Annotated in this window: 22 protein-coding genes; 11 read left to right on the forward strand and 11 right to left on the reverse strand. The window is 37.5% G+C overall.

The genetic code is table 11. The annotated features are described in order from the left end of the window. The first annotated feature begins 55 nt into the window (after positions 1-55). Positions 56-1888, forward strand: coding sequence for an alkaline phosphatase (locus BUC06_RS02265; RefSeq protein ID WP_073329160.1), 1833 nt, complete (start codon positions 56-58; stop codon positions 1886-1888). Between the two features lie 86 nt (positions 1889-1974). On the opposite strand, the gene BUC06_RS02270 is transcribed toward BUC06_RS02265, so the two are convergent. The 6 genes from BUC06_RS02270 to BUC06_RS02295 all read right to left on the reverse strand — a co-directional run bounded on the left by BUC06_RS02270 (position 1975) and on the right by BUC06_RS02295 (position 7380). Further along, complete coding sequence (locus tag BUC06_RS02270; protein ID WP_083563899.1) at positions 1975-2961, reverse strand: phosphatidylinositol-specific phospholipase C; 987 nt, start codon at positions 2959-2961, stop codon at positions 1975-1977. A 143-nt stretch (positions 2962-3104) separates the two neighbouring features. Next, complete coding sequence (locus BUC06_RS02275) at positions 3105-3779, reverse strand: hypothetical protein (protein ID WP_073329165.1); 675 nt, start codon at positions 3777-3779, stop codon at positions 3105-3107. Positions 3780-3794: 15 nt separating this feature from the next. Then, positions 3795-4280 carry a hypothetical protein gene (locus tag BUC06_RS02280; RefSeq protein WP_073329166.1) on the reverse strand — a complete coding sequence of 162 codons (486 nt, stop codon included), beginning with the start codon at positions 4278-4280 and terminating at the stop codon, positions 3795-3797. Positions 4281-4333: 53 nt separating this feature from the next. Then, positions 4334-5557 carry a 3-phosphoshikimate 1-carboxyvinyltransferase gene (locus tag BUC06_RS02285; protein WP_073329169.1) on the reverse strand — a complete coding sequence of 408 codons (1224 nt, stop codon included), beginning with the start codon at positions 5555-5557 and terminating at the stop codon, positions 4334-4336. Positions 5558-5644: 87 nt separating this feature from the next. Next, positions 5645-5971: a nucleotide pyrophosphohydrolase gene (locus tag BUC06_RS02290; RefSeq protein ID WP_040997695.1), complete on the reverse strand. Its 327-nt coding sequence runs from the start codon at positions 5969-5971 to the stop codon at positions 5645-5647. Further along, positions 5971-7380 carry a hypothetical protein gene (locus BUC06_RS02295; protein WP_073329171.1) on the reverse strand — a complete coding sequence of 470 codons (1410 nt, stop codon included), beginning with the start codon at positions 7378-7380 and terminating at the stop codon, positions 5971-5973. The genes BUC06_RS02290 and BUC06_RS02295 overlap by 1 nt, the downstream gene beginning before the upstream one ends. A 181-nt stretch (positions 7381-7561) precedes the next feature. Here BUC06_RS02295 and BUC06_RS02300 point away from each other — a divergent pair, with 181 nt between their 5' ends. The 8 genes from BUC06_RS02300 to BUC06_RS02335 all read left to right on the forward strand — a co-directional run bounded on the left by BUC06_RS02300 (position 7562) and on the right by BUC06_RS02335 (position 16783). Next, positions 7562-7813 carry a type B 50S ribosomal protein L31 gene (locus tag BUC06_RS02300; RefSeq protein ID WP_073329174.1) on the forward strand — a complete coding sequence of 84 codons (252 nt, stop codon included), beginning with the start codon at positions 7562-7564 and terminating at the stop codon, positions 7811-7813. Positions 7814-8124: 311 nt separating this feature from the next. Further along, positions 8125-9285 (forward strand): GlmU family protein, encoded by a 1161-nt coding sequence (locus BUC06_RS02305; RefSeq protein ID WP_073329176.1) that lies wholly within the window; start codon positions 8125-8127, stop codon positions 9283-9285. Positions 9286-9907: 622 nt separating this feature from the next. After that, the gene (locus BUC06_RS02310) at positions 9908-10417 is read left to right on the forward strand and encodes an RNA polymerase sigma factor (RefSeq protein ID WP_073329954.1); all 510 of its coding nucleotides are present in this window, start codon (positions 9908-9910) and stop codon (positions 10415-10417) included. Next, positions 10392-11063: a hypothetical protein gene (locus BUC06_RS02315; protein ID WP_185116973.1), complete on the forward strand. Its 672-nt coding sequence runs from the start codon at positions 10392-10394 to the stop codon at positions 11061-11063. The genes BUC06_RS02310 and BUC06_RS02315 overlap by 26 nt, the downstream gene beginning before the upstream one ends. Positions 11064-11129: 66 nt before the next feature. Then, a complete protein-coding gene (locus BUC06_RS02320; RefSeq protein WP_073329179.1) occupies positions 11130-12410 on the forward strand; it encodes a DUF4252 domain-containing protein in 1281 nt (426 codons plus the stop codon). 13 nt (positions 12411-12423) lie between these two features. Further along, the gene (locus tag BUC06_RS02325; protein ID WP_073329182.1) at positions 12424-12924 is read left to right on the forward strand and encodes a DUF4252 domain-containing protein; all 501 of its coding nucleotides are present in this window, start codon (positions 12424-12426) and stop codon (positions 12922-12924) included. Between the two features lie 179 nt (positions 12925-13103). Then, a complete protein-coding gene (gene guaB, locus BUC06_RS02330; protein WP_073329184.1) occupies positions 13104-14564 on the forward strand; it encodes an IMP dehydrogenase in 1461 nt (486 codons plus the stop codon). A gap of 353 nt (positions 14565-14917) precedes the next feature. Further along, positions 14918-16783 carry a zinc-dependent metalloprotease gene (locus BUC06_RS02335; RefSeq protein ID WP_073329187.1) on the forward strand — a complete coding sequence of 622 codons (1866 nt, stop codon included), beginning with the start codon at positions 14918-14920 and terminating at the stop codon, positions 16781-16783. A gap of 364 nt (positions 16784-17147) precedes the next feature. Here the strand turns inward: BUC06_RS02335 and BUC06_RS02345 are convergent, their stop codons facing one another. The 5 genes from BUC06_RS02345 to ruvC form a co-directional block, all read right to left on the reverse strand. Beyond that, positions 17148-17831, reverse strand: a complete 684-nt coding sequence (locus tag BUC06_RS02345) for a T9SS type A sorting domain-containing protein (protein WP_073329192.1) — start codon at positions 17829-17831, stop codon at positions 17148-17150. A 6-nt stretch (positions 17832-17837) separates the two neighbouring features. After that, the gene (locus BUC06_RS02350; RefSeq protein WP_083563901.1) at positions 17838-18428 is read right to left on the reverse strand and encodes a phage tail protein; all 591 of its coding nucleotides are present in this window, start codon (positions 18426-18428) and stop codon (positions 17838-17840) included. 132 nt (positions 18429-18560) lie between these two features. Beyond that, positions 18561-20423, reverse strand: a complete 1863-nt coding sequence (locus BUC06_RS02355; RefSeq protein ID WP_073329194.1) for an AAA family ATPase — start codon at positions 20421-20423, stop codon at positions 18561-18563. A gap of 14 nt (positions 20424-20437) precedes the next feature. Continuing rightward, positions 20438-21508, reverse strand: coding sequence for a DUF4407 domain-containing protein (locus BUC06_RS02360; RefSeq protein WP_073329197.1), 1071 nt, complete (start codon positions 21506-21508; stop codon positions 20438-20440). A 532-nt stretch (positions 21509-22040) separates the two neighbouring features. After that, positions 22041-22595, reverse strand: coding sequence for a crossover junction endodeoxyribonuclease RuvC (gene ruvC, locus BUC06_RS02365; protein WP_073329200.1), 555 nt, complete (start codon positions 22593-22595; stop codon positions 22041-22043). A gap of 100 nt (positions 22596-22695) precedes the next feature. On the opposite strand from ruvC, the gene BUC06_RS02370 reads away from it, so the two are divergent. Together BUC06_RS02370 and BUC06_RS02375 are read left to right on the forward strand one after the other, a co-directional pair. After that, complete coding sequence (locus tag BUC06_RS02370) at positions 22696-23187, forward strand: hypothetical protein (RefSeq protein WP_073329202.1); 492 nt, start codon at positions 22696-22698, stop codon at positions 23185-23187. 2 nt (positions 23188-23189) lie between these two features. Further along, positions 23190-24554 (forward strand): T9SS type A sorting domain-containing protein, encoded by a 1365-nt coding sequence (locus tag BUC06_RS02375; protein ID WP_073329205.1) that lies wholly within the window; start codon positions 23190-23192, stop codon positions 24552-24554. Positions 24555-24594 lie beyond the last annotated feature (40 nt).

Here is a 24594-nt window from a genome sequence, read left to right on the forward strand (position 1 = left end):
TAGATATATACTGTATCACTGTGTGAGCTGCACAGTGATACGGTTTTTTAATAGTATGATGAAATTATCAAAAAAAATAGCAGTTGTACTGGCTTTTGGGTTGTTTACTCAAAACCAGGCGCAGAATTATCTGAAGTATACGGTGGGCAATGCCCATTCCCATAATGATTATCAGCAGGAAATTCCTTTCTGGCAGGCCTATTATGCCAGCTTTGGTTCTATTGAGGCAGATGTTTTCCTCGTGAAAGGGAAGCTTTGGGTTGCCCATACGGAAAAAGAGCTGCTACCAGACCGAACACTGGAGAGCCTCTATCTTGATCCGATATCGAAACAAATCAAACTTAACAAAGGAAATATTTATTCCGATAGTACTAAAAAGCTACAGCTCCTCATCGATATCAAACAGGATTATAAAACATCTTTAAATGCTTTGGTAAACATTTTGAAGAAGTATCCTGAAATTACAGGCTGTCCGGGTATTAAAATGGTGATTACAGGAGCAAAACCTCAGCCGGGTGATTTTAAAAACTATCCGGATTATCTCTGGTTTGATGGTGATCTGGATACAAATTATACCGGAGACCAGCTGAAAAGAGTGGGAATGTTCAGTGCAGACTTCCAGAATCTGGTCAAATGGAATGGAAAAGGAATTCCGAGGGATGAGGAAACGGAAAGAATTAAAAAAGCAGTAGAAAAGGCGCATGTCCAGCAGAAGCCCGTACGTTTTTACGGAGCCCCTGATTTTACCAATGCCTGGGTAAACCTGATGGATCTTGATGTGGATTATATCAATACCGATCATATTCCTGATCTTAAAAAGTTCATCAATACCATTCCTAAAAATTTTTATAAGAGTACAAAGGAATATGAAATATACCAACCAACGTACAAAACAGATCAGACCAAAAAGAAGGTTAAAAATGTTATTCTCCTGATTCCGGACGGAACTTCCCTTCCCCAGTATTATGCTGCTTTTACAGCTAACAAAGGGAAGCTGAATGTTTTTAATATGAAATCCACCGGATTATCCAAAACCAATTCTTCCAATGCCTACATTACAGATTCTGCACCCGGATCAACGGCATTTGCAACAGGGGTTAAAACAAAAAATACATTTGTAGGAGTCGATGATAAAGGAAAAGCTCTGGCTCAGATTCCAGATATTATTGCAGCAAAGGGACTGGATTCAGGATTAATTTCCACAGGAGATATTACTGATGCAACACCAGCGGATTTCTACGCGCATTCGGATAACAGAAATAGTTCGGAGCCTATCCTTAAAGATTTTGTCAATTCTAAAACGAAGATTTTAATTGGAGGGCCTACAGGAGGATTGAGTCAGGAAAACGGGCAAAAAATCAAAGAGGCCAGGATTGATTTCTATCAGGATCTGAAATCAGTCAGCACAATAAACGGCCGTACTTTGGTGATTGATCCTTTGGCCTCCCGGAGAATAAGCAACGGAAGAGGAAACTGGCTGGCTGATGCTTTTGATCTTACGTTAAATGATTTAAAGGAAAATAAAAAAGGCTTCTTTATGATGGTGGAAGCTTCACAGACCGATGGAGGAGGACACAGCAATAATCTTGAGCAGCTGGTGACTGAACTCTTAGATTTTGATCATGTCGTAGGAAAAGCGATGAAATTTTCTGATGAAAATAAAGAAACACTGGTTATCGTTGTAGGAGATCATGAAACCGGAGGCTTGACACTTTTGGATGGGAGCCTTAAAGAGGGCTGGGTTTTCGGGAATTTCAGTACAAACGATCATACCTCCATTCCATCCAGTGTATTTGCTTACGGACCCCATTCTCAGGAATTCACAGGACTGTTTGAAAATACTGAAATCTTTAATAAAATACTTTCAGCCTACGGGATTCAGAGATAATCCGGAAACAATCTGCGTTGAAAAAAATGTAGTCTTTAGCAATTAAAGACTACATTTTTTATAGTAGCGGATGATCAAGTAATCATCTAGTTGTAATTTGTTTTAATAATCAGTGTTGATAACTCTGTGTTGATGAAATCTATTGGCATCATTCCATAAGATCCTTTGGTGTTATTTTGGAAGAATGTGGTCACTTTAGGATTAATAGCATCAGAAACTCCAGGTATACTTGGTATTCCAAAGATTAAAGGTTTGTATCCACTGGTGAAATTGATGAAAAGTTTGCCACTTGTATCATTTTTTGCTTCATTAAAAAGGGTTGAAATCTTTGTCCATTTTTCATCATTATTTGTCACTTTATAATAATCCTGAACCTTTACTGATGTTCCCGGGGTAGTATTAATTTCAAACGTGGTATTGTCTGCCCATCCTGTGGCATCAATCCCCTTAGAAACTTCAGCGGGAAATCTTCTCAATAATCTGATTTTTCCTCTTATATCTCCCAGCCTCGGAATGTTATTTCCCAGATTCCATCGAGAAGGATTTTTCTGAACGTAGGTGTCAAATGTTTTTTCAAAACTTCTTGAGGTGTTGGAAGCATTGTATTCTTCCTTAACAGACATAATGATGGTTTCTGTGGGGTGGCTCTCCAAAAATGCGTAACAAGCGGTGAGCACATCATCAAAGTTCAAATTTTGGTAGATCGCACCATGGTGTATCGCAAATGAATTATCAATATGCCTGCAACGAATATCCAGAAAACGGACTCCGGCATTAAGTTGTTCGGCAATCGTAAGGTTTTGGGTTTTTGCAGTACCACTGTTGGAAGGCACCTCTCTCATAGCACCTGAATCATGAGTACCCGGGATCGAAAGTTTAGCTATTGAAATATTATCCTGAAGTCCGGACATCCAGCTATTGGTTTCGATTGAGGCTAAAGAAGCCCTCTCATTTTTTTTCTGATGAAGACTTAGTTCTGTGCTGTCTGAATCTATTTCGGCTGTTCTTTCCGAACAGGAGAAAAACATACTTGCAGCGGTAAGGCCAAGGAATAAAATGGTTGAAGATCTCATACTTTAAGTTGATATAGTTTATGGTATTTTTATTTGATTAAAAATAGCAATATATCATACCAGGAGAAGTTAATTCAACCTTAAGAGATAATTAAGTTGTGTTAAAATATAAGAGTAATGAATCTTCCCATCCATCGAAAAAATTAGTAAATGAAATCTTTATCTGAACCTGGAATTTTAAACTTATGTTCCCCAATCTTGAAGCTGTTCATTTTAATCAAGGTTTTAAACGGATGCTTAAATTCTTTGTGAGTATCTTTAGGGATCACTTTTTGTTCCTCATCACAGGATGAATATTCTTCATCTGCAATAACTTTTCCCGTAGAGAAATTGATTTCGTTCAGATAATTGAAATCGCAGGTGTCTTCAAATCTGTCATGAGAACCGATGAGGTAAAAATCACCATTCTGAAACCTGAAGGTATGCTGATAAGTCTGCGTATGCCGAGAATTGGTATTGAATATCTGGGTAATAGAAAGGCTGTTGTTTTTAATTGATATTTCAGGAGGCGCATTCTCTTCCGGATAAAACCCCATTCCGCTGGACAAAAGAAGTGTGCTATTTTCCTTCCAGATTTTCAGCTTACCGTCTATGTTTTTTAAGATAAAGAATGATCTGAGAAAATTATCACGGTCATTCAGTTTATTTTTTTTGTCGGTATTGAAAATGATCACTGTTTCATCTTTTCCGTCTTTGTCCAGATCTCCTTTGGCTTCAGCTATTTTTTGATAGCCTTTCGGAACAGAAAAATCTTTCAGACTTTGAGCTTGCAAACCTATGATTAATAATGCAGAGATAAAACAAAAAAGCTTTTTCATAGAACGGCATTAAAATTATAACCCAAAATCTTCTTTCTTTACCTCTGTGTCTTCCAGATTGCACATACAGCCTTTAATCGTTTTATAAACGCCTGAAATTTCAGTTTCTTTCCCTTTGCTGTCAGTAACTGTGATGCCGGCAGCATAGGATCCATCTTCTGCATAATAGGTTCTGAACAATTGATATTTGTAATTATTATTTGAAAAGGATAAATAATTGAGGTCCATACCTGCATTCTGCTTTCCGCCGCCTCTGTGGTAAGAATTGTAGGTAAACTGCTTCCAGCTTTCCTTCGTCCTTGAATTGGGAAACTCCATCTCTACATGATTTTTGCTTCCCAATCGGTATTGAATATAACTATTCTTTTTATCTTTCACCAAAGACATTCTCTTTCCGTTTTTTGTGTCAAACGAAAAAATAGTTTCCTCATTAGGTAAAAGATATTGCGCAGAAAAAACCAGCGGGATCATTAAAGCAAAAATCAGCAAAAAGTTTCTCATAAAACTAGAGTGTTTTTCAAATTAGTAGATTGTCATATCAACGAATCCGCACATCAATTAACAATCACATCATCAAGATCCTTCCAGAACATCGGATAAGATTTTTCCACTACATCTTCGTCCTCAATGTTGAGCTCCTTAATAAGACAGAACGGAGCAAAACTCATCGCCATCCTGTGATCCTGGTAAGTTCCGATGGAAATATTTTCTTCCGGTTCTCCAAAACTGACAGATTTGATCGTAAGGTCTGTGATCTCTGTTTCGGTACCCAGTTTTTTCAGTTCATTATATAAAGCCTGAAGTCTGTCGGTTTCTTTTACTCTTAAAGTTCCCAGTCCGGAAATTTCAAAAGGAATTTTTAATGCTGCAGCCGTTACACAAAGTGTTTGGGCGATATCCGGGCAGTTGTTCATATCCAGAATGATTTTTTTCGGGAAAGAAAAATCGGCCTCCGGCTGTAAAGTGATTTTATGTTCGTCTTCTGTGAATATTGTTTTAATACCGAAAAAGTCTTCATAAATCCCGGCAATTGCAGAATCTCCCTGAGTAGACTCTTTGTAAAAACTTTTCAGGTGGATGGTTTCTCTTCCCAGCGCAGCTATCGAGTAGAAGTACGAAGCTGAGCTCCAGTCACTTTCAACCTCATAATTCACGGGTGATGATTCATCATTCCCATGAAAAGGTTCCACTTTAATAGTATTTCCTTCAAAACTGTTTTTAATTCCGAATCTTGTCAGAATATCCAGCGTCATTTCTATATATGATCTTGAAGTTATTTCACCCACTAAGTTTATTTCCAATCCGCTGTCCAGTTTCCCTGCAATCAGAAGAAGGGAAGTGATGAACTGGCTGGATATATTAGCCGGAACATTCACCTGCTTTTGAGTGATCTTCTTTCCGGTAATTTTTAAAGGCGGAAAACCTTCATTTTCCAAATACTCAATCTCTACCCCCAGATCTTTTAATGCGCTGACCAGGTTCTTGATCGGTCTTTCTTTCATCCTTTTGGATCCGGTAAGAATGGTGGTCTTCCCTTCAAAAATAGAATAATAGGAGGCAAGGAAACGCATAGCCGTTCCTGCGTGATGGATATCCACAATTTCAGTGTTTTCAGACAGCGCCTTTTTCAGGAGCTGCGTATCCTGAGAATTGGATAAATTGCCAATGTGTATATTTTTGAATAAACTTTCCAAAATCAACAAACGATTCGAAATACTTTTCGAACCGCTGATCTGAACTGTTTTATCTCTTAGTAATTTTGATTTTTCTAACTTCATTGTTTCTTCGGATTAAAGATGTCAGATGACAGACATCAGATTTCAGACTGCCATGAGCCTGTGATCTGAAATCTCATATCTTGTATCTTATTTTAATTTTTCATTATTCTGATGCCGGTCTTTATCGCGGTCAGTCTTAATCTTCATCTTTTTATCGAAAGCTTCCTGCAGATTCACTCCGGTTTGATTGGCCAGACATAAAGTTACAAACAGTACATCTGCCAGTTCTTCCCCAAGGTCTTTGCTTTTATCGCTTTCTTTTTCGCTCTGTTCTCCATACCTTCTGGCGATGATCCTGGCTACTTCACCCACTTCTTCAGTCAACATAGCCATATTGGTCAGTTCATTGAAATATCGGACGCCGATGGTTTTGATCCATTCGTCGACCTGCTGTTGCAGTTGTGTGATTTCCATTATTGATAAGCTCCTAAAGTAGGATTGGTGGTTCTGGATACATTCACAATATCAAGAGGGACAGTTCCTGCTACAGTTAGATTTCCTTTTCCTCTTGCCGGAGATGCCGTCTTTACTCTTAAATTCATCTTCGCTGCAAAATAGTTAAGGAATTGCGGATCTTCATTCTTGATGCTCTGTACTACTCTTACATTATTATCAAAAGGGAAACCGGCTTCAGGTACCCCTGAGTATTTGATGAGCGAGTTCTGGATCAGGAATTCAAACTGCTGTCCCGGAGTTTGCTCAAAATTAACAGAGTTGTCCCTGTCTGAATACACAATACTATTCTTTATATCAAGACGCTGAAGAGCTCCCTGTTCTGTAGTTCCTGCTGCATTTTTCCATTCGTTAGCTGCAGTTATTCCGTTTCTGTTGAATGATCCCATTGTTCTGGAATAATTGGCAATGGTCGCGTGGGTGTAGCTGTGATTTCCTCCTCTGAAGATCCCGATACATGACTCACCGCAGTTATTCATTACGAGGTTTTTAGCGGTCACCGTAGATCCTACAGCATAAATTCCGTATTCAAAGAAGGTATGGATGAATGAATTACTGATGTTGGCCGTATTTTGTTTCATATCCAGTCCTCTGGTTCCTCCGAAAAGTCTGGCGAAATTCATATTAAGATTGGAGTTTGCTTCCATGCGGATAGAATTCCAGTTTTTAGGAAGCGTGTCGTGATCAAGGTCATTTCGGTCGCCACGGAGAATAACTTCATCATTCAGGGCTCCGTTGATATTTAATGTAGCCCCTGTTGATACTTTCATCCCACTGTTGGTGTGGAAATACACTTTTGTTCCGGGCTGAATATCCAGTGTTATATTAGGATTAACCGTAAGGTCACCATAGATGATCTTCGCTTTGTTTTTGTTCCATATGGTATGCGTAGTGATCAAATTAGGATTGGTAGGAGTCTGGATAAAGAATTCTGCATCCTGTACCACTGAAAATAAAGTCACATGCTGCTGTCCTGCGCCACTGTTGAATAAAATCTTATCTTCTGCTATAGCTTGCGGACCTGTAGCTTCAGGTGCTATTTCAACAAAAATATACATACTGTCTTTCTTTCTCAAAGGCACATCTTTGAAATCAAATCCAGGTTTTCCGTCTACATTGATCCTATATAATGATGCACTTCCTTTTTCAAGATTGATTCTTGGAATGAGAACGTCCTTGTCTTCATTATTATATACCTTTACGACATAGGTTTCAGAACGTACCTGGTGATAAACCGTGTCACAGAATACGGTGTCTTTTGAAAAACTCAACTGTTGTGAGGGAGCATCAAAAGTAATATCGTCTTTATTACATGATACCGCCACAAGAAGCATCCAGAAAGAAAAAGCCAGTAATAGTTTGAATTTCATCGAAATTAAAGTTTAAATAGATTCCAAATTTAACGAAAATACTTTGAATTTCTTATCAATAAAAAAAATTGGATGCAGTATTTGGATATTTAAAAAAATGTTGTATTTTTGCAGCCTAAAATTAGCAGAGAAATACCATTACTATTTCGAAAGCAAACTTTAATTTTTTAAAAATTGTATTATGAAAAAAGGAATCCACCCAGAAAATTATAGACTTGTTGTTTTCAAAGATATGAGTAACGACGACGTGTTTCTTTGTAAGTCTACTGCAGAAACAAAAGATAGCATTGAATTTGAAGGACAAGAATACCCATTGATCAAAATGGAAATCTCTTCAACTTCTCACCCTTTCTACACTGGTAAAGTGAAACTGGTTGACACTGCAGGTAGAGTTGATAAGTTTATGAACAAATACAAAAAATTCAGCAAGTAATTTTTTGTTACCCAACATACTGAAGTCTTCCAATTGATTGGAAGACTTTTTTTGTTAATAGAATTTAGTTGGGTATGTTTTGTACTTTATTTCTATAAATTGAAATCATATTCTTTTCAAACAGAAAGAAACATATTCTTACGGAGACTTTTATAAACTAATCTCTAACTTCTGACATCTAATTTCTCCATTCCCGCTATTTTCGTATTTTTGTTCTGAACAGAAATGAGATCCTGTCAATTGGTTGTCAACGATAAGACTTCCAGGTTTCAGCCTCTAACTTCTAACTTCTAATCTCTAACTTCTATACAATGCAATTAGTATTTTCAGATGCCCAATATTGGGAAGATTTCCTTCCTCTTACCTTTACCCGTCCTGTAGCCGCCATGCGATGCGGAATTCTTACTTTTTCTGAACGATGGCAAAAGATCCTGGGAAATACCGAAGTTTCTTACTTTACTGAAAATTATCTTCAGGATAAATTTAAAACTCCCGAAGACAAGGAAAGTCTTTTCCTGGTTACTAATTTTCTTCCTACAGAAACTGTAATCCAACAGATCAAAGACCTTAAACAAGGAGAGGCGCTCGTTTATGAAGATGAACTGGTCGCTGCTAAAATCAATATGAAAGGGTTTTCCCTGAATCAGATTGAAAAGATGACAGATATCAAAGAGGAATTAATTTTCTTTAAAAAACCAACCGATCTGTTTACGTATAATCATCTGGCCATAGATTTTGATTTTGCCTTGCTTACAGAAGGGAGAACATCACAGGAACTATCTTCTACCAATGGGTTTTTAGGAGATAAAAAAGACCTGTTTATAGAAGAAGGAGCGCAGATAGAATTTTCTACCATCAATACAAAAACGGGGAAGATCTATATAGGAAAAAATGCTGAGGTGATGGAAGGTTGTAATCTTCGCGGACCGATTTCATTAGGAGAGGATTCTAAGTTTAATTTAGGATCAAAAATTTACGGAGCTACTACAGTGGGACCTCATTGTAAAGTAGGTGGTGAAGTGAATAACATTATTATATTTGGTTATTCAAGCAAAGGTCATGAGGGTTTTGTAGGAAATTCAGTGATTGGTGAATGGTGTAATTTCGGAGCAGATACCAATTCTTCCAACCTTAAAAATAATTACAGCCACGTCAAATTATGGAATTACAGAACAAAGGCTTTCGAAGATACAGGACTTCAGTTTGCGGGGCTGATCATGGGCGATCATTCCAAAACAGCGATCAATACCCAATTGAATACCGGAACTGTAATTGGCGTTGCTTCCAATATATTCAAACCCGGTTTTCCACCCAATCTGGTAGAAAACTTTTCGTGGGGCGGAGGTAAAGATGATGAAAGATTTAAGCTGGACAAAGCTTATGAAGTCGCGGAAAGAGCTATGGCAAGAAGGAAAATGCCATTAACCGATGATGATAAAGCTATTTTAAAACATATTTTTGATACCTATTAATATTGAAAGCCTCCATTTCGGAGGTTTTTTTTGCTACAAGTTATACAAGAACACTGATAATTGAGAATATTTCTTACCACTTTGTCCATATAAAAATCTTAGATTTTTGGAAAACTTATGTGTCCTTCTATGTAGTTGTAAGGTCAACTTAAATTAACTAAAGTGTTTTAAAAAAAATTGCCTTTGTGGTTATTATTTATTGACCACGGATTGCACAAAATAAATAGATTCACATAACCCAATCATCTGGGTGATTCGTGTGATCTGCGGGAATTGTTTATCGTTCAAACCCCCACTACAAATAATTTTTTTTTATCCCACAAATCCCACAGATGATTGTATTTCTAAAGGTATGGTAAGGAGAAGCAATGGGATGTAAGTTTTCTATCTCTTTATGAACTTTCAAATTTATTATACCGAAAAATAGCAGAAAACTTAAGATTTTGAAATTATCTTTCTAAAAAGAAAAAAAATAGGTATTTTTATAAAAATCATTGAAACGCTTTTGTAGAAGGGGTTTATGAGTATGTGGAAGATGCGGAATGCAGGAAATATCAATTTTTTTAAAGTATCATGTAATAGAATTAAGATTTTAATTGTCTTACTAATAGAAACAAAACTCATGACCCAAGAAACTTTCAAGAATACGGTGTTTATTCTCAAAGACGAGATGTATCGTTTTGCGAAAAGATTTGTGATGAGCAGTGATGAAGCAGAGGATGTGGTGCAGGACCTGATGATAAAGTTCTGGCAGAAGAAGGAGGAACTCGAAAAGTTTGGAAATTTGAAATCCTATGCTTTAAAGTCCGTCCGGAACGAATGCCTGAACCGGCTGAAGCACCACGATGTAAAGTTGGGATTTGCAGATTTGCAGCTTCACCGCTCAGAATTATACAGCATGGATATCAATAATATGAAGGATTATATTATAGGATTTATCAACCAGCTCCCGGAAAAACAGAAAATGGTGATCCATCTGAAAGATGTAGAAGAATATGAAGTCTCCGAAATCTCAGAAATGCTGGACATGGAAGAAAACGCAGTACGAGTCAACCTGATGCGGGCGAGACAAAAAGTAAAAGAACAAATATCACAACTGATGAGCTATGAACAAAGATCAATTTCAGAATAAATACAACGAAATCTTCCAGGATATCAAGGAAGAAAAAATGGATTGGAGCTTTGAAGATTTTCTTCAGAAGGCAGAAGGAGGAGTTCCTGACCCTGAAACTCAGCAGGCACCTATTATTCCGATACCGAAGAATAAACCTTCTTTCCCGAAATGGTTCTGGATGGCAGCAGGATTAGTCCTTCTCCTGAGTGTTGGCTTTTTCTTTAACGATTACCGTACCGGTGTTATTGAAAAAGAGCAATTCGTGAAAAATGAGGTTTTGAAACAGAAATCAAAATTTATAGAAGAGAATAATGACCATCAGGAACAGGTAGCGGTGAATCATACCGACTCTATTTCCGGAGCAAAGAAAGATTCTATATTTCAGGAGAATTCAGTAGCGGAAAAAGATGTGATGGATGAGATTCTGCCTAAAAGAGGAAGACTTAAAAAAGAAGTAAAGCCTAGATTTGTGAACAATTCATCTTTTAGTAACAAAGCTTTAAAAGATTCAACAGGCTATAAAAATTCATATGTTATCGTCAACGGTAAAAGAATCGATAATGTTGAAGAAGCCATCAATGTGACTAAGTATTCATTCCAGATATTTGCGGATAACGTAAGTGAAAAATTAGCACAGCCTACCGTTGTAGAAGACGATTATTAACAAACAAAATAGATTATGCACCTGATCAGGCAAAAGTAATCAGCTTTAAAAAATAAAAATTGACTCATGAAAAAAATATTCATAATATTTGCCCTTGCCTTTTCCCATTTCTTTATGGTGTCCGGGCAAAGCGACAAGTTTGACCGACTTTTTGAGAAGTATCAGGAAGTGGAAGGAGTAACCTCTATTAAAATTGCTAAACCCATGTTTAGTATGCTTAGCAGTCTTAATATAGACGATTCACAGTTGGATCAGATCAAGCCGCTACTGTCTAAAATTAACGGATTAAAAATTCTGATCACCGAAAATCCTGAGAAAGCAAATAGCAAAGAAGGAATTCAGGTTCAGACTCATCTTGCACAGCTAAACAAAGATGTGGCATCCTATTTAAAAACATTGAACTACAATGAGATCATGTCCGTTAATAATTCCGGAGCAAAGATTAAATTTCTTTCTGCGGAAGCAAAAGACGGGATCCTGGATGACCTGCTTTTAAGCATTGATGGAGGAAAAGGAGAGAATATCCTCGTCATGCTGGATGGAAAACTTTCGATGGATGATGTGAACAAGATCATCAATTCCAGCGAAACAAAAACCAATTCTGTAACCAATACAAGAACTAGTTTTACCTCCGAGAGTAATTCTTCCTATCTGAACGGAGAGGCCAGAAATGTAGGTGAGTTTTCGGGAATTAGTGTAAGCACCGGCGTGAATGTAGTTTTCAAACAGGAAAGTCCTACCAATGTGAAAGTTATTGCAGATGCTGATAAACTTCAGTACGTGATTACTAAAGTGGAAAACGGAGTTTTAAAGGTATATATAGATAATAAAGGACAAAAAAATTTAAGATTTAAAAATTTAAGCGTTAATATTTCTTCACCTAGAATGGATAATATCAAAGCCTCGTCGGGAGCTAACTTCAGAGTGGTGAATTCTATAAAAGAAAACAGCTTGAATATTGATGCTTCTTCCGGAGCGAATGTTAAGGGAGATTTTAAAATCACCAACGCAGTAGAAATTGCAGCTTCTTCAGGCTCAAATATAAGAGTAGGAGTTACGGCAACATCTGTTATGGTAAAGGCTTCCAGCGGATCCAATGCGGCTATTGAGGGAAAAGCTAATTCCGGACTAATAGATATCAGCAGCGGTGCTTTGTGTAAAGCAGACGAACTAAAACTGGATAATCTTGAAGCGGAGGCTACATCCGGAGGAAATCTTTCTGTGAATGTTTCCGGCAGACTTAAGGTAAGGGCTTCTTCAGGAGGATTGGTAAAATATAAAGGAAGACCGGAAATAGAAGCGAATATCAGCAAGACATCAGGAGGAACTCTGAAACCTATAGATTAACAAATTAACAGCCATGAAAACTTTAATAAAATTTTTTACAGGAATTTTAGCAGTGCTTATCCTTCAGTCGTGCATTGTTTCAGGAAGGCCTAATATCGATTTCTTTAAACAGTCCGGACACAATTATAAAGAAGCAAAATTTGCAAGTTTCAATGTCCCTGTATTTCTGGCCAAGCCTTTTATTAAAAAGGCGTTGAGGGAAGATGGCGAAAGTGAGGAAGTCATTGCGCTGATCAAGAAAATCTCAAAGATAAAAGTAATGACGGTAGATAACGGAAGCAAAGCCATGCTGAATGATTATTCTAAATATTTAAACAATAATGATTTTGAAGACTGGGCAACCATCAAACATGACGGAGAAAATGTCAATGTAAGAGTAAAACAGAATGGCGAAACCATTAAAAATATGATGATCACTGTAAATTCAGATAAAGAATTGGTTTTCGTTGATGTGAGAGGGAGTTTTACGGCTGATGATATTTCAAAAGTAATTAATGAAGCAACTGATAAGTAATCAGCTGCCTAGAGATATAACAAGTAGTTTCATACTACACTAATTATTTTGTACAGAAAGACCGTTCCTGATAAGAGCGGTTTTTCGATTTAAGTTATTGATTATTAATTTTTATTTAAACTATTGAAAAGGATTTTCATATCTCGCTGAAATAACCTAATTTTGCAAAGAAAGTAAAGATGTCTATTCATAACAAAATTGTAGAGACAGCCATCACTTTCGATGACGTTCTTCTAGTCCCTTCTTATTCAGAAGTTTTACCTAATCAGGTATCATTAAAATCAAGACTTACCGACAAAATCACGCTGAATGTTCCGATAGTTTCTGCTGCGATGGACACAGTTACTGAAGGAGATCTGGCTATTGCTTTGGCAAGAGTGGGTGGTTTAGGTTTCATCCACAAAAACATGACGATTGCTGAGCAGGCTGCACAGGTCAATCGTGTAAAGCGTTCCGAAAACGGAATGATCTCTGATCCCGTTACCCTTTCAAAAGATCATACTTTAGCTGAAGCCAAGGAAACAATGGCCAAATATAAAATTTCCGGTCTTCCTGTCGTTGATGCTGACAATGTACTGATCGGGATCATTACCAACAGAGATGTAAAATATCAGGAAAACCTTGCGATGAAGGTTGAAGAGATCATGACGAAAGAAAATCTGATCACTTCTGATAAAAATACAAACCTTGAGAAAGCAAAAGAAATTCTTCTGAAAAGCAGAGTTGAAAAACTTCCGATTGTAGATCAGGATAACAAACTTGTAGGTTTAATTACGATTAAAGATATTGACAATCAACTGGAATATCCGAATTCAAATAAAGATCACAAAGGTCGTCTTATCGTAGGCGCTGGAGTTGGCGTAGGAGAAGATACCATGGACAGAATTGCAGCGCTGGTGAATGCTGGTGTTGATATTGTGGCTATTGATTCAGCCCACGGACATTCTAAAGGTGTTTTGGATAAAATTTCAGAAATCAGAAGAACGTATCCGGATTTAGATATCGTAGGAGGAAATATTGTAACGGCAGAAGCGGCAAAAGATCTTATTGAAGCTGGTGCTAATGTTCTTAAAGTAGGAGTTGGACCTGGTTCTATCTGTACAACCAGAGTTGTTGCAGGAGTAGGGGTTCCTCAACTATCTGCTATTTATAATGTTTATGAATATGCAGCATCTAAGAACGTAACCGTGATCGCTGACGGAGGAATTAAACTTTCGGGAGATATTGTAAAAGCTATCGCAAGTGGAGCAGGAGCTGTCATGCTGGGCTCTCTTTTAGCCGGAACAGATGAAGCTCCGGGAGAGGAAATTATTTTCCAGGGAAGAAAATTCAAATCTTACCAGGGAATGGGAAGTCTTTCTGCGATGAAGAGAGGAGGCAAAGAAAGATATTTCCAGAGTGAGGCTAAAAAATTCGTTCCGGAAGGAATTGAAGGTAGAGTACCGCACAAAGGAAAATTGGAAGATGTGATTTTCCAGCTTACCGGAGGTTTAAGAGCAGGAATGGGATACTGTGGAGCTAAAGATATTGAAGCTTTACAGAAAGATACCAAAATGGTGATGATTACCGGAAGTGGATTGAAAGAATCTCACCCGCACGATGTAATTATTACTCAGGAAGCTCCGAATTATTCTTTTTAGAATTATAAGCTAAATATAAAATAGGCTGCGCAGATTTGTGCAGCCTATTTTATTATAAGATGATAATTTATTTTAACTAACTGTAAATTTTTAATCTGTAAATGATAAGCGGTCGTTTAATTCTTATTTTATATTTTGTTGTAGAATTTTATTCTATTTTATATTAATGTTAATTGATTTTTTGTTGTTTGAATAGGATGCCTTTTAAACGAAATGTTATCTTTTTCTTAAAAAACTATTAAATATTTGTAACAAAAGTCATTTTTTTCTACTAATGTGAAATGTATTTATGGTTACTTTTTTTAGAGTAATAATAAAGCAATAATAAAATCTATAATTTAAATAGTAGAAGTATGAAGAAAATTTTCCTTTGTGGAGTTGTATTGTTTTCTCTTTCAGTATCAGCACAACAAAAAAAAGATTGGTGTGATTTTGATGCCGAGCAGCGAGGACACCAAAAAGAGAATCAGGAAATAGACGAAATGATTCGTAACATCCGTAGTCGTATTGCTAGTTCCAACCAGAACAGCACGGCTAAGAACGGGAGTGCTTTTAAAACAGTCAATGGAGTTTATGAAATTCCTGTAGTGGTCCACGTAATAGCCCCTACGGGAGCTGCTGTGGGATCTGCATATAATAAAAGTGATGTCCAGATTCAGGCATGGCTGGATCGTTGTAATGCAATGTATGCTGGTACCTATCAGTGGGCTCAGGGAGTTCCAGCTGATTTTGGAGTGGCGGCTACAATGCCAATCAAATTAGTATTGGCTAAAAGAGATCCTAGCTGCAATGCGACAACAGGAATTATCAGATACAATGGAGGTACACTTACAGGATATGATAATTACGGAGTAAAACGTAGCGGAACAAATGGAGTTACTACTGCACAGGTAAAAACAATTGCTCCACACTGGCCGGAGGCTTCTTACTTTAACATCTATATCATGAATAAAGTAGATGGCGGTGGACAGTATGGGATTATGGGATGGGCAGGATTACCTCAGAATCCGGATTCTTCATATGAATCTTTCATGAAATCTTTTGTAGTTACTTTGCAGGATGATATTACTTTAGCCCATGAATTTGGACATAGTATGGGACTACTTCATACTTTTGGTAATGCCAACGCTGATGCACCACAAGGAACTACTGATGTTTCTTACTGCCCTGCACAGACAAATAATGACTGTACTAAAGATGATGATCAGGTTTGTGATACAGAAAGATCAAGAAGTTTACTTAATGATCCGGCTCCAACCAATAACAGTATGAATTATTGTACAGGGACTAATTATCAGGGAGTGCAGTATAATATGATGAATTATACAAACCCAATAGCATTTAAGTTTACCAATGGACAACATGACAGAGCTGCTCTTTATTACTTTTTAATGAAGGGAGCGCTAAGTACTTCACTTGGAGGAACAGCGCCATCTGCAGCTTCTTCCATCGGGACACCTATTCCTGCATGTGCTCCAACGGGTGTGGCCAATCCAGGCAATTACTTTGTAGGACCAACTTTGGTGAAATTAGGAAATATTAATAATGCTTCAACGGGTTACTGGCAGAATGCTGCTAATTTTTATGAAGATTATACAGGAACAAGTTGTTTGAGAGCTACATCCACTCAGCTTCTGGCAACAGCCTCAAATAACCTTCAGGTAAATGTATCAGATTCAAATAATGAAGTGAGAGCATGGATTGATTTTAATAATAACGGTACTTTTGAATCTTCTGAACTTATTGGTTCAGCTGATAATATTATTGCAGATCCTACTACATTAATTGGTACTTTTAACGTAAACTTTACAGCGCCTGCTTCTACGGTACTTAATACTCCATTAAGAATGAGAGTTATTGTAGATGATGAGAACGCTAATATTACTCCTTGCGGTCAATTAAAATATGGACAGGCAGAGGATTATACAGTGAAATTTGTTACTACTTTAGCAACAAGTGAAGTGAAAACAGATAATAATGATCTTTTTATCTACCCTAATCCGGTTGCGACAGGTGATAATGTATTTATCAAAGCTAAAAACGGAAAAGATTTAAAAGTTTCCATTTCTGATATGTCAGGAAGAGTGGTATCCAGTCCATCAGTATCTGATGAAGGAAACGGGCTTTACAAAATAAACCAACAGCTTGAAAAAGGAGTTTATATGGTTCAGATTTCCAATGGAAAAGACGTAAAAACATCTAAACTGATCATTAAATAATTTTTTGATGTTGTAAAAGTTTAAATGCCTCCGGTTATGGAGGCATTTTTCATTAAATTACTGTCAGTTATTTTTAATGAATCGATATCTCCGCTTAATCACAGCAGTAAGAAGCCTTCCTTTTTGATCTTGCCTGCCTGAATCTTTCAGAAACAGCAAGCGGTACTTTGAGATCGTCATCAACAGCTCTTTACTGATAAGCAATTCGTAGTTTTTAAGTCTCTGGAAAGTAGCTGTATTGATTGACAACACTTGAAGGCATAGTATGGAGCCATCAAAGAATATTCCTATTAAGCAAAATAGCCTTCAGGCAATTCTGAAGGCTATATCAATAATCAATTAATGCTATATTGGCATTGTATTTTTATTTTTTCACGAATTTAAATTCATGGGATTCGAAATTTTTAGTGCTAACTTTTAAAACGTAGACTCCTGCAGAAAGTTGAGAAACATCCACTTTTTGATCGAATGCTTCAGATTTTACAAGTCTTCCATCTACATTATAAATTTGGATAGTCTGTCCGTTATCGATTCCTGAAATACGGATGATATCGGAAACAGGATTTGGGAAAACCTGAATTTTAGATTTTGTAACATCGGATGTTGCGAGTGAAGAACTGCTTACATCACCTGTCATGGTAGAGTTGGTACCGGTAAGATTACCTCCGCACTGGCCGATTGTTACAGCTGTATTCTCTACCCATAATCCAAATGTATTGCTTGGTGGTCTTGAACTGGCGCTGTTTCCTGTTGAGTTGTAATAAATCAAATTGGGATTGACGAAAGTTCCGTTACCTGTATCTGCAAGAAATTCCCATCTGGTAAGAGCATTATTCCACTGGATTTTAAACTCGCAGCTTCCTAATCCGCCACATGGCTGCCCATCAACCGGTGTCGTGATGTAGATGTTTTTATTGTACGCATCCACTCCGCTTTTCGTAAAAACAAAGTTCTGGTTGTCAAACAGATTATAGCATCCTTTGAAGGTAATGGTCTGCGCGGCCACTGAACTTCCAAGAGCTAAGGCTAATAAGTATAGAGTTTTCATAACTTATTAATTAAAAGATGGATAAATACCTTGTGTTGCAATGATACATCTCATCGTAAGGAAAGGGGATCTGTTTTCGTGAGGCTGATTTCCTCCGGCCGGATTGATCATTGTTGCCTTCATCGTCGTATTGGCAGCAGCATCAGAATATTCCTTGTCTAAAAGTTTTGTATCTGCAGGAAGACTGTTCGTTGGCACATTCTGATTGCCCTCACTGGTTACGGCATTTACGGTATGAGAATGTGCAGGCATTTCCTGTTGAGTTAAAGTAACAGACTCGCTGCCTCCGGTCTGGCCTACGATATAATTGTTAGCACTACCGACACCCATTCCATAAGAAATAGGAGATCTTCCTCTCATGTCCGGTAATGCAAAATTAGTCGTTCCATTTCCTCCGAAGGTTGTTCCTATTAAAGAGAAAAGAGCCTGGTTTTGAGCGATGGATAAAAGCTGTCCGTTACAGTCTGCCCATCCATTAGGAGTTCTGTTATAAGGAACAAAAATAATTTGTCCCAGATAAGGATCCATTTGTGCTTTTAAAGTAGGTGTGAATGCACAGCTTACAAGCAGTGTGATGGCTAAAATTAAGTTTTTCATGATGATTAGTTTAAGTGGTGTAAAATTATAAAATATTTCGGATAAAGTCATTATAGAAATAAAAAACCCTTCAGAATTAACCGAAAGGTAAGATTTTATTAATGTATATCTGTATTATGTTGGATTTATTCTCTATGAGTTGAGTGTTTTATGATATTCTGCAATATGAAGATAGCCTTCCTCTTTTATGCTTACCTCGAGTTGATGCTTTCTGGCTGCTTCAGAGATCTCTTTAGGCAGCATGCTTCCCTTTTTACTCAGTTCAATGCTCATATCTTTCAGCAGATCCAGGTGAAGAAGCAAATCCTCTCTTGTTTTCTTTGCAAGATCCTGGATGATTTTTTCAATCTTTTTATCCGTAATGTCATGCTGCATGCGGTGAGGGTAATCTTCAAGGCTGTAGGCGGCCTGAAAATCTTCATCAAATCCATATTTTCTGATATAATCAGCAGCGAGGGCGGTGGCCTGTTCTCTGTCATGGCTTCTTCCTATGCTTGCATTATTTTCACCAAAAACAATTTCTTCCGCAATACCTCCGGCAAGATAAATTTTAATTCTATCCAGAAGGCTTTCTTTCGTGTCATGAATCTGGTGAGGGAATGTAAATCCTGCGGCATAGCTGCTGGCTACTTTACTCTTCAGTTGCAGGGGTGCATAACCTGTGTAGAGCATATACAAAATGGCATGTCCGCATTCATGAACGCTGATGTTGGCTACGGCATCCTGCTGATTAGACTGGCGTATACGGTCGATCCTTCCTGTGTACGGTATATTAATGATCCGTCCTCCCACTTTTCCGGCAATGGTTTTCTCTTTTACCAGATAATCTATTTCTATTGTTTTGTCTTCATTGATGATGGCTTCAAAGAGGAATTTGCTGAGGTTCGTGTCCAAAATATCAACAACACTGCTGAAAACAGGTCGTACCCCCTGAACCGGGAAAACTCCGTTTCTGTAAATCAGTTCATTAATATTTTTAGTGATCTTTAGGCTGATCCCGAATTTTGACTTCGTTTTCGTTTTAAGATTATTTATTTCCCTTTGAACCAGCTGTTGAAAATCTTCCGTCTTTAATGAAAAATAAATCAGATGGATATTTCCGAATCTCGCGACCTGTTCCGGACGGAATTTTCTCGATAAAGCATTTTTGATATCAACAACGGTAATTTTCTTTGTGAAGGCATGGTAAATATTGGCATCAATATCTGCTTCGCTGGTTTCACGGGACATCTGAAAAGCCTCATCCAGATTTCCGCTGATGATAATCAGCATTTTACTATAGTCTACGGGTTCGTAGATTTTTTTCTCCTTCTGTTTCTTAAGGATAAGCTTGATCATATCTTCCTCTTTCATATCAATGATGCTCATCACATCATCTTCCATGCTGAGGTATTTCTTCAGTTCTTTAGCATCCCAAAGGTTCAGATAGGGATTTTCATCCATTTCTGCTTCCCCGTTCATTTTGCGTCGATCATTTTCCTTTTTGCGGAGAAGATAGGAGAACAGATAATGTTCAAGATCATCACGCTCCCTTCTGCTTAGTCTTCCATCACTTAAAAGTTCCCAAAAATCGGTAAACTTCGTTTGTGGTACAGGGGTGCCGTCTGGATCGATGGTGTTAAAACGCTGAATTTCATCAAAAAGTACGATACTGGGTTTTTCGTCATTGAGGCGGTTGCTCTGGAAAATATCGGAAACACTTTTGCTCCAAGTGGTTTCATCACTGTTGCTCAGTTCGATCTCTACAAAACGGTTTTGAAATTCCAGAAAACGAACGGTTTTCCGGATAAGATCTGTCTTTCCAACCCCTGTCATTCCCCATAGATTAATCACCACAGGTCGTGTCAGGATTTCAGGCATCAGATACCAGATCTGAAGGTATTCCATTAAATCATCAATAATCTTATCAATTCCGATGAATTCTTTTTTCAGGAATGCTTTGCAGTCGTCCAGCTTTTTCTTTTTTTTCTGGATCTCTTCTTTATCAATAATCATGTATGAAAAATACGTTATTTTTTTAAATTATCCTTAAAATCGTCAATTCTGAAATCGGTAAGAGCATTTCCTTTTTCAATTTTTTCTTTAGAATAAAGCCTGAAATCATTTTCTGTTTTTTCCAGCAGGTGATCATAAGGCCCTACATGGGAAATTAATTTAACCAAAACCGGTGAGATCTCCAGACAGATAAAAAGGCCCATAATAAAAGCGGCTGCCAATCCTATGATCGCTGAATTTTTTCCAAGTTCATCCAATGCCTGAAGTCTTGCTGCAAATCCATTAAATTTATCTTCAAAGGTTTCTGACGATTTTCTTTCCGTTTCAAGATTTGTATAGACTTTAGAGATTTCCTGATCTAAATATGCCACTCTGGATGCATTTTGTTTCTGGAAATTCTCCAGATCAAGACGACGCTGTTCCTTTAGTTCCTGCTTACGTTTTGCATTAGGGCCATATCCTTCTTTTCCACTGGTGAGGCCTGACTGTTTTCCAAGGATTTCTTTTTCAAGTTCTACCGCCGCTGAGTCATATGCTTTTTGGTATTGTAATGTCTTTTCGGCGATCTGCTTTTTTTCCGTTTCAAAGGGGCCGCTTTGCTTTAAAATCCGGCCGCTCATTTCACCCTCAAGCTGTTTTTTATTTCGTTGAATAATCGTATTTAATTGTTTATTGACTTCTTTTTCAAAAATTTTAAGTTCTAAAGGTTTTGAAATAATAATTCCTAAGAACGTGGCTAGAATAAGACGGGGAATTGCCATCAAAATCTGATTCCACCATGTTCCTGTTTTTTTGATCGACGAAACAATATATCGGTCAAGATTAAAAATCATTAATCCCCATAGAATTCCAAATCCTGCGGAAGTCCATATATTATCAAATACCGTATACATCGCATATCCTGCTGATAGAGTAGCAAAGACTGCGGTAAACAGTACGATCCCTCCAATTCCTGAAAATTTATTCCATTCGCTGGGGGTCTTTCTTAAAATATGAATGTTTCCTCCGGAGCATACCATCAGAAACTTCTGGAACCAGTTTATTTTATGATTCGCTTGATTTATAGTTTGTTGGTTTGTTTTCATACTGAAAATTTATACAAATGTAATACTAAAAATCATACCAATGTAAAAGATAGTATTATGTTTTACCAAGTAATTGAGTGTTTTGATTTAATGGATTGATTTTCATTGTATTATTTTGATGATGATAGAAGATTGATTTTTTTATATTTTATTTAAAATACATCAAGTATTAACTCAAATACACAAACAGATGAAGAAATTCTACTATGGTGCATTTGTTCTATGCACTATCCTTGGGTTTTCTGCCCAGGAAGTATTGTAGCAGATTATCAATCACCATTTTGTTTTCTACTATAGGCATTGATGCGGCGGTGGCGCAACTTCTTATACAAAAGCGAAGGAAGTAACAAGTAAAGAAAAAGTAATAATAATTCTAATCTTGGAAGCTATTATAGTTATAAATACAATGGGAAGGAGCTGCAGGAGACAGGAATACATGATTATGGAGTGACATTAAAATTCAAATATAATTAATTACGATGATAGAATCCGTTTCACTTTTTTGTTTTGAGAAGGATTCTTTTCGTTTATACTATTTCAACCTGTCCGGATTCTGTTTAAGAAAACTATCCCAGCCGGTGAATGATTTTGTACCGGCTACTGTTCCGGAATTAAAGTGGTGACATACCGCAACAGCCAGACCATCCGAGGCATCCAGATACTTTGTAGGAAATTCTTTCAGATTTAAAAGGTTCTGAAGCATTCCTGCCACCTGTTCCTTGCTGGCGTTTCCATTTCCGGTGATGGCCATCTTGATCTTTTTCGGAGAGTATTCTGTAATAGGGATATTTCTGTGAAGACTTGCAGCCATGGCAACTCCCTGGGCTCGGCCCAGTTTAAGCATACTCTGTACATTTTTTCCAAAAAACGGAGCTTCAAGAGCTACTTCATCAGGATGATATTCGTCGATCAGAGCTAATGTTTTGTCGAAAATATATTTCAGCTTCGTTTCATGGTTCGGGTATTTTTTCAGGATCAGTTCATGAATTGAAATCATTTCCATCTTTCCTTTTTTTATGGAAATAATACCAAAACCCATAATAGCCGTCCCCGGGTCAATCCCTAAAATTATCTTCTCTGAAATCATGGTTCAAAGATAGGATATTCTAAACTTTTTTATCAGAGAAAATATCATTTAAAATATTCAACATTTCGGGAAATATTTATAACTTTAAATAAAAAATGTCATGAAAAATTTATTTAATCTTTTAATGGTTCCCGTACTGCTACTCTGCAGCTTTCAGAAAAACAGCGCATTAGGCTATTGGTGGGATAAAACGGCTGGTGCTGAGATCCGGAAAGAAGGCAAGATTGTTTATCTGTTTTTTCAGACTGATAAAGAAGCTTCCGGAAAAGAAAGAATTGTCCTTCAGGAAAAGAAAATTACTGAAGGAAAACTGAAATTCAGCCCTTCTTTCGACAGAAGTGAAGTTGAAAGCGGAGATCTGATTGTCATTCTATCTGATTCTGGAGGGAAAGAAGTGAGCAAGCAGCTCGTGAAAAATCCGCTGCATCCCGAAATGGAAGTATACGAAAAAGAGGGAGTCAGCAGAAAGAAAATATCCCTTGACAATGCAGAATTCAGTGTCAGATATGCCTATTCTGAACACATTCAAATGGTAAAAATCGAGAAAGTAACTGATTCAGGAACACAGATTGTATTCACTCAAAAACTTTAATCATGAAAAAAACTTTATTAGCCTTATTAATCGGAAGCTGCTGTGCTGCACAGACTTTCCAGACGGTTCCTCTTCTTCAGAACGGAACGAACGACAAACGAATTATTATTGCAGTATTAGGTGATGGTTTTACCACTGCTCAGCAAAATTCCTTCGTTTCATCTGCACAGGCCACTGTCAATTATCTTTTTACAAAAAGCCCCTATACGGAATATAAAAACTATTTCAACGCCTACGCAGTGAAAGTAGTCTCTGCCGCTTCCGGAGTAAAACATCCGGGAACAGCCACCGATGTGACAGAACCTGTAATTCCCGTTTCTAATCCCGGTAATTATCTTGGATCCTCCTTTGATTTCGGGGTCCATCGTTGTATGTACAGCAATACGACAAACAAAGTAGGTCAGGTGCTTGCCGCCAATGTACCGGATTACGATATTACCTATGTGCTGGGGAACTCTACAGAATATGGAGGATGCGGTGGTGCGTATGCATTTGCTTCGCTCAATGGTTCATCCAATGAAATTGTTGTTCATGAATTAGGACATTCGTTTGGAAAGCTTGCTGATGAATACTGGTTTTCCGGCTCCGGAGAATCTCCCAATAAAACGCAGACCTCCAATCCCGCTACCGTAAAGTGGAAAAACTGGGTAGGAACCAATGGAGTAGGGGTTTATTCTTTTGCCGAAAGCCCTTCCTGGTTCCGCCCTCACCAAAGTTGTGAGATGAGGTATCTGAATCAACAGTTCTGTTCAGTCTGTAAAGAAGCTATTATTGAAAAAATTCATTCACTGGTATCTCCGGTGGATTCTTATACCCCTGCCAATACTTCAGCGGTAAATGCCAATTCTAACGTAACATTTACCGTTAACGAAATTCTTCCGATTCCCAACACACTGGTTAATTCCTGGAAGCTGAACGGAACACTGCTTGCCTCAACAGCCAATGCAATCACCATTTCTCCTTCCCAGCTGAATGCAGGAAATAATACCCTGATCTTTTCTGTTAATGATAATAATCCATTGATAAAGGTCAATAATCACAGTACCGTTCATTTTACCAATGTCACCTGGACGCTGAATAAATCTTCAGCTCGCAAAATGACAGAGGTAAAAGCAGAAGAAAGACGATACAGTATTTATCCTAACCCTTCCGATGGCGAATTTTTCATCAGAGGAAAACAGGATTTTTCGGGTAATACAAGAGTTGAATTGTATGATGCTTCAGGAAAACTCATCAGAGGGAAATCTGAACTGAAAGATCGTTCAACATTGTGGATAGATATTAAAAATCTTCCGGCTGGAAGCTATCTTGTTAATGTTTATGAAAATGACGGAATGATCATTTCCCAGAAAATCATTAAAGAATAGATGGATAAGATTCAAAATAGAGTGCCGCTTGTATAAGGCG

Source organism: Chryseobacterium carnipullorum (assembly GCF_900142785.1).
GTDB classification, from domain to species: Bacteria; Bacteroidota; Bacteroidia; order Flavobacteriales; family Weeksellaceae; genus Chryseobacterium; species Chryseobacterium carnipullorum.

What these genes read in the sequence shown, in the direction of transcription:
- ruvC (WP_073329200.1), bottom strand. Translation starts at nt 22,595, where the DNA reads ATGATTTCAGAGAAGATAATTTTAGGGATTGACCCGGGGACGGCTATT.
- guaB (WP_073329184.1), top strand. Translation starts at nt 13,104, where the DNA reads ATGTCTATTCATAACAAAATTGTAGAGACAGCCATCACTTTCGATGAC.
- BUC06_RS02275 (WP_073329165.1), bottom strand. Translation starts at nt 3,779, where the DNA reads ATGAAAAAGCTTTTTTGTTTTATCTCTGCATTATTAATCATAGGTTTG.
- BUC06_RS02335 (WP_073329187.1), top strand. Translation starts at nt 14,918, where the DNA reads ATGAAGAAAATTTTCCTTTGTGGAGTTGTATTGTTTTCTCTTTCAGTA.
- BUC06_RS02355 (WP_073329194.1), bottom strand. Translation starts at nt 20,423, where the DNA reads ATGATTATTGATAAAGAAGAGATCCAGAAAAAAAAGAAAAAGCTGGAC.
- BUC06_RS02345 (WP_073329192.1), bottom strand. Translation starts at nt 17,831, where the DNA reads ATGAAAACTCTATACTTATTAGCCTTAGCTCTTGGAAGTTCAGTGGCC.
- BUC06_RS02285 (WP_073329169.1), bottom strand. Translation starts at nt 5,557, where the DNA reads ATGAAGTTAGAAAAATCAAAATTACTAAGAGATAAAACAGTTCAGATC.
- BUC06_RS02375 (WP_073329205.1), top strand. Translation starts at nt 23,190, where the DNA reads ATGAAAAAAACTTTATTAGCCTTATTAATCGGAAGCTGCTGTGCTGCA.
- BUC06_RS02265 (WP_073329160.1), top strand. Translation starts at nt 56, where the DNA reads ATGATGAAATTATCAAAAAAAATAGCAGTTGTACTGGCTTTTGGGTTG.
- BUC06_RS02320 (WP_073329179.1), top strand. Translation starts at nt 11,130, where the DNA reads ATGAAAAAAATATTCATAATATTTGCCCTTGCCTTTTCCCATTTCTTT.
- BUC06_RS02270 (WP_083563899.1), bottom strand. Translation starts at nt 2,961, where the DNA reads ATGAGATCTTCAACCATTTTATTCCTTGGCCTTACCGCTGCAAGTATG.
- BUC06_RS02290 (WP_040997695.1), bottom strand. Translation starts at nt 5,971, where the DNA reads ATGGAAATCACACAACTGCAACAGCAGGTCGACGAATGGATCAAAACC.
- BUC06_RS02295 (WP_073329171.1), bottom strand. Translation starts at nt 7,380, where the DNA reads ATGAAATTCAAACTATTACTGGCTTTTTCTTTCTGGATGCTTCTTGTG.
- BUC06_RS02315 (WP_185116973.1), top strand. Translation starts at nt 10,392, where the DNA reads ATGAACAAAGATCAATTTCAGAATAAATACAACGAAATCTTCCAGGAT.
- BUC06_RS02280 (WP_073329166.1), bottom strand. Translation starts at nt 4,280, where the DNA reads ATGAGAAACTTTTTGCTGATTTTTGCTTTAATGATCCCGCTGGTTTTT.
- BUC06_RS02305 (WP_073329176.1), top strand. Translation starts at nt 8,125, where the DNA reads ATGCAATTAGTATTTTCAGATGCCCAATATTGGGAAGATTTCCTTCCT.
- BUC06_RS02350 (WP_083563901.1), bottom strand. Translation starts at nt 18,428, where the DNA reads ATGAAAAACTTAATTTTAGCCATCACACTGCTTGTAAGCTGTGCATTC.
- BUC06_RS02300 (WP_073329174.1), top strand. Translation starts at nt 7,562, where the DNA reads ATGAAAAAAGGAATCCACCCAGAAAATTATAGACTTGTTGTTTTCAAA.
- BUC06_RS02360 (WP_073329197.1), bottom strand. Translation starts at nt 21,508, where the DNA reads ATGAAAACAAACCAACAAACTATAAATCAAGCGAATCATAAAATAAAC.
- BUC06_RS02310 (WP_073329954.1), top strand. Translation starts at nt 9,908, where the DNA reads ATGACCCAAGAAACTTTCAAGAATACGGTGTTTATTCTCAAAGACGAG.
- BUC06_RS02325 (WP_073329182.1), top strand. Translation starts at nt 12,424, where the DNA reads ATGAAAACTTTAATAAAATTTTTTACAGGAATTTTAGCAGTGCTTATC.
- BUC06_RS02370 (WP_073329202.1), top strand. Translation starts at nt 22,696, where the DNA reads ATGAAAAATTTATTTAATCTTTTAATGGTTCCCGTACTGCTACTCTGC.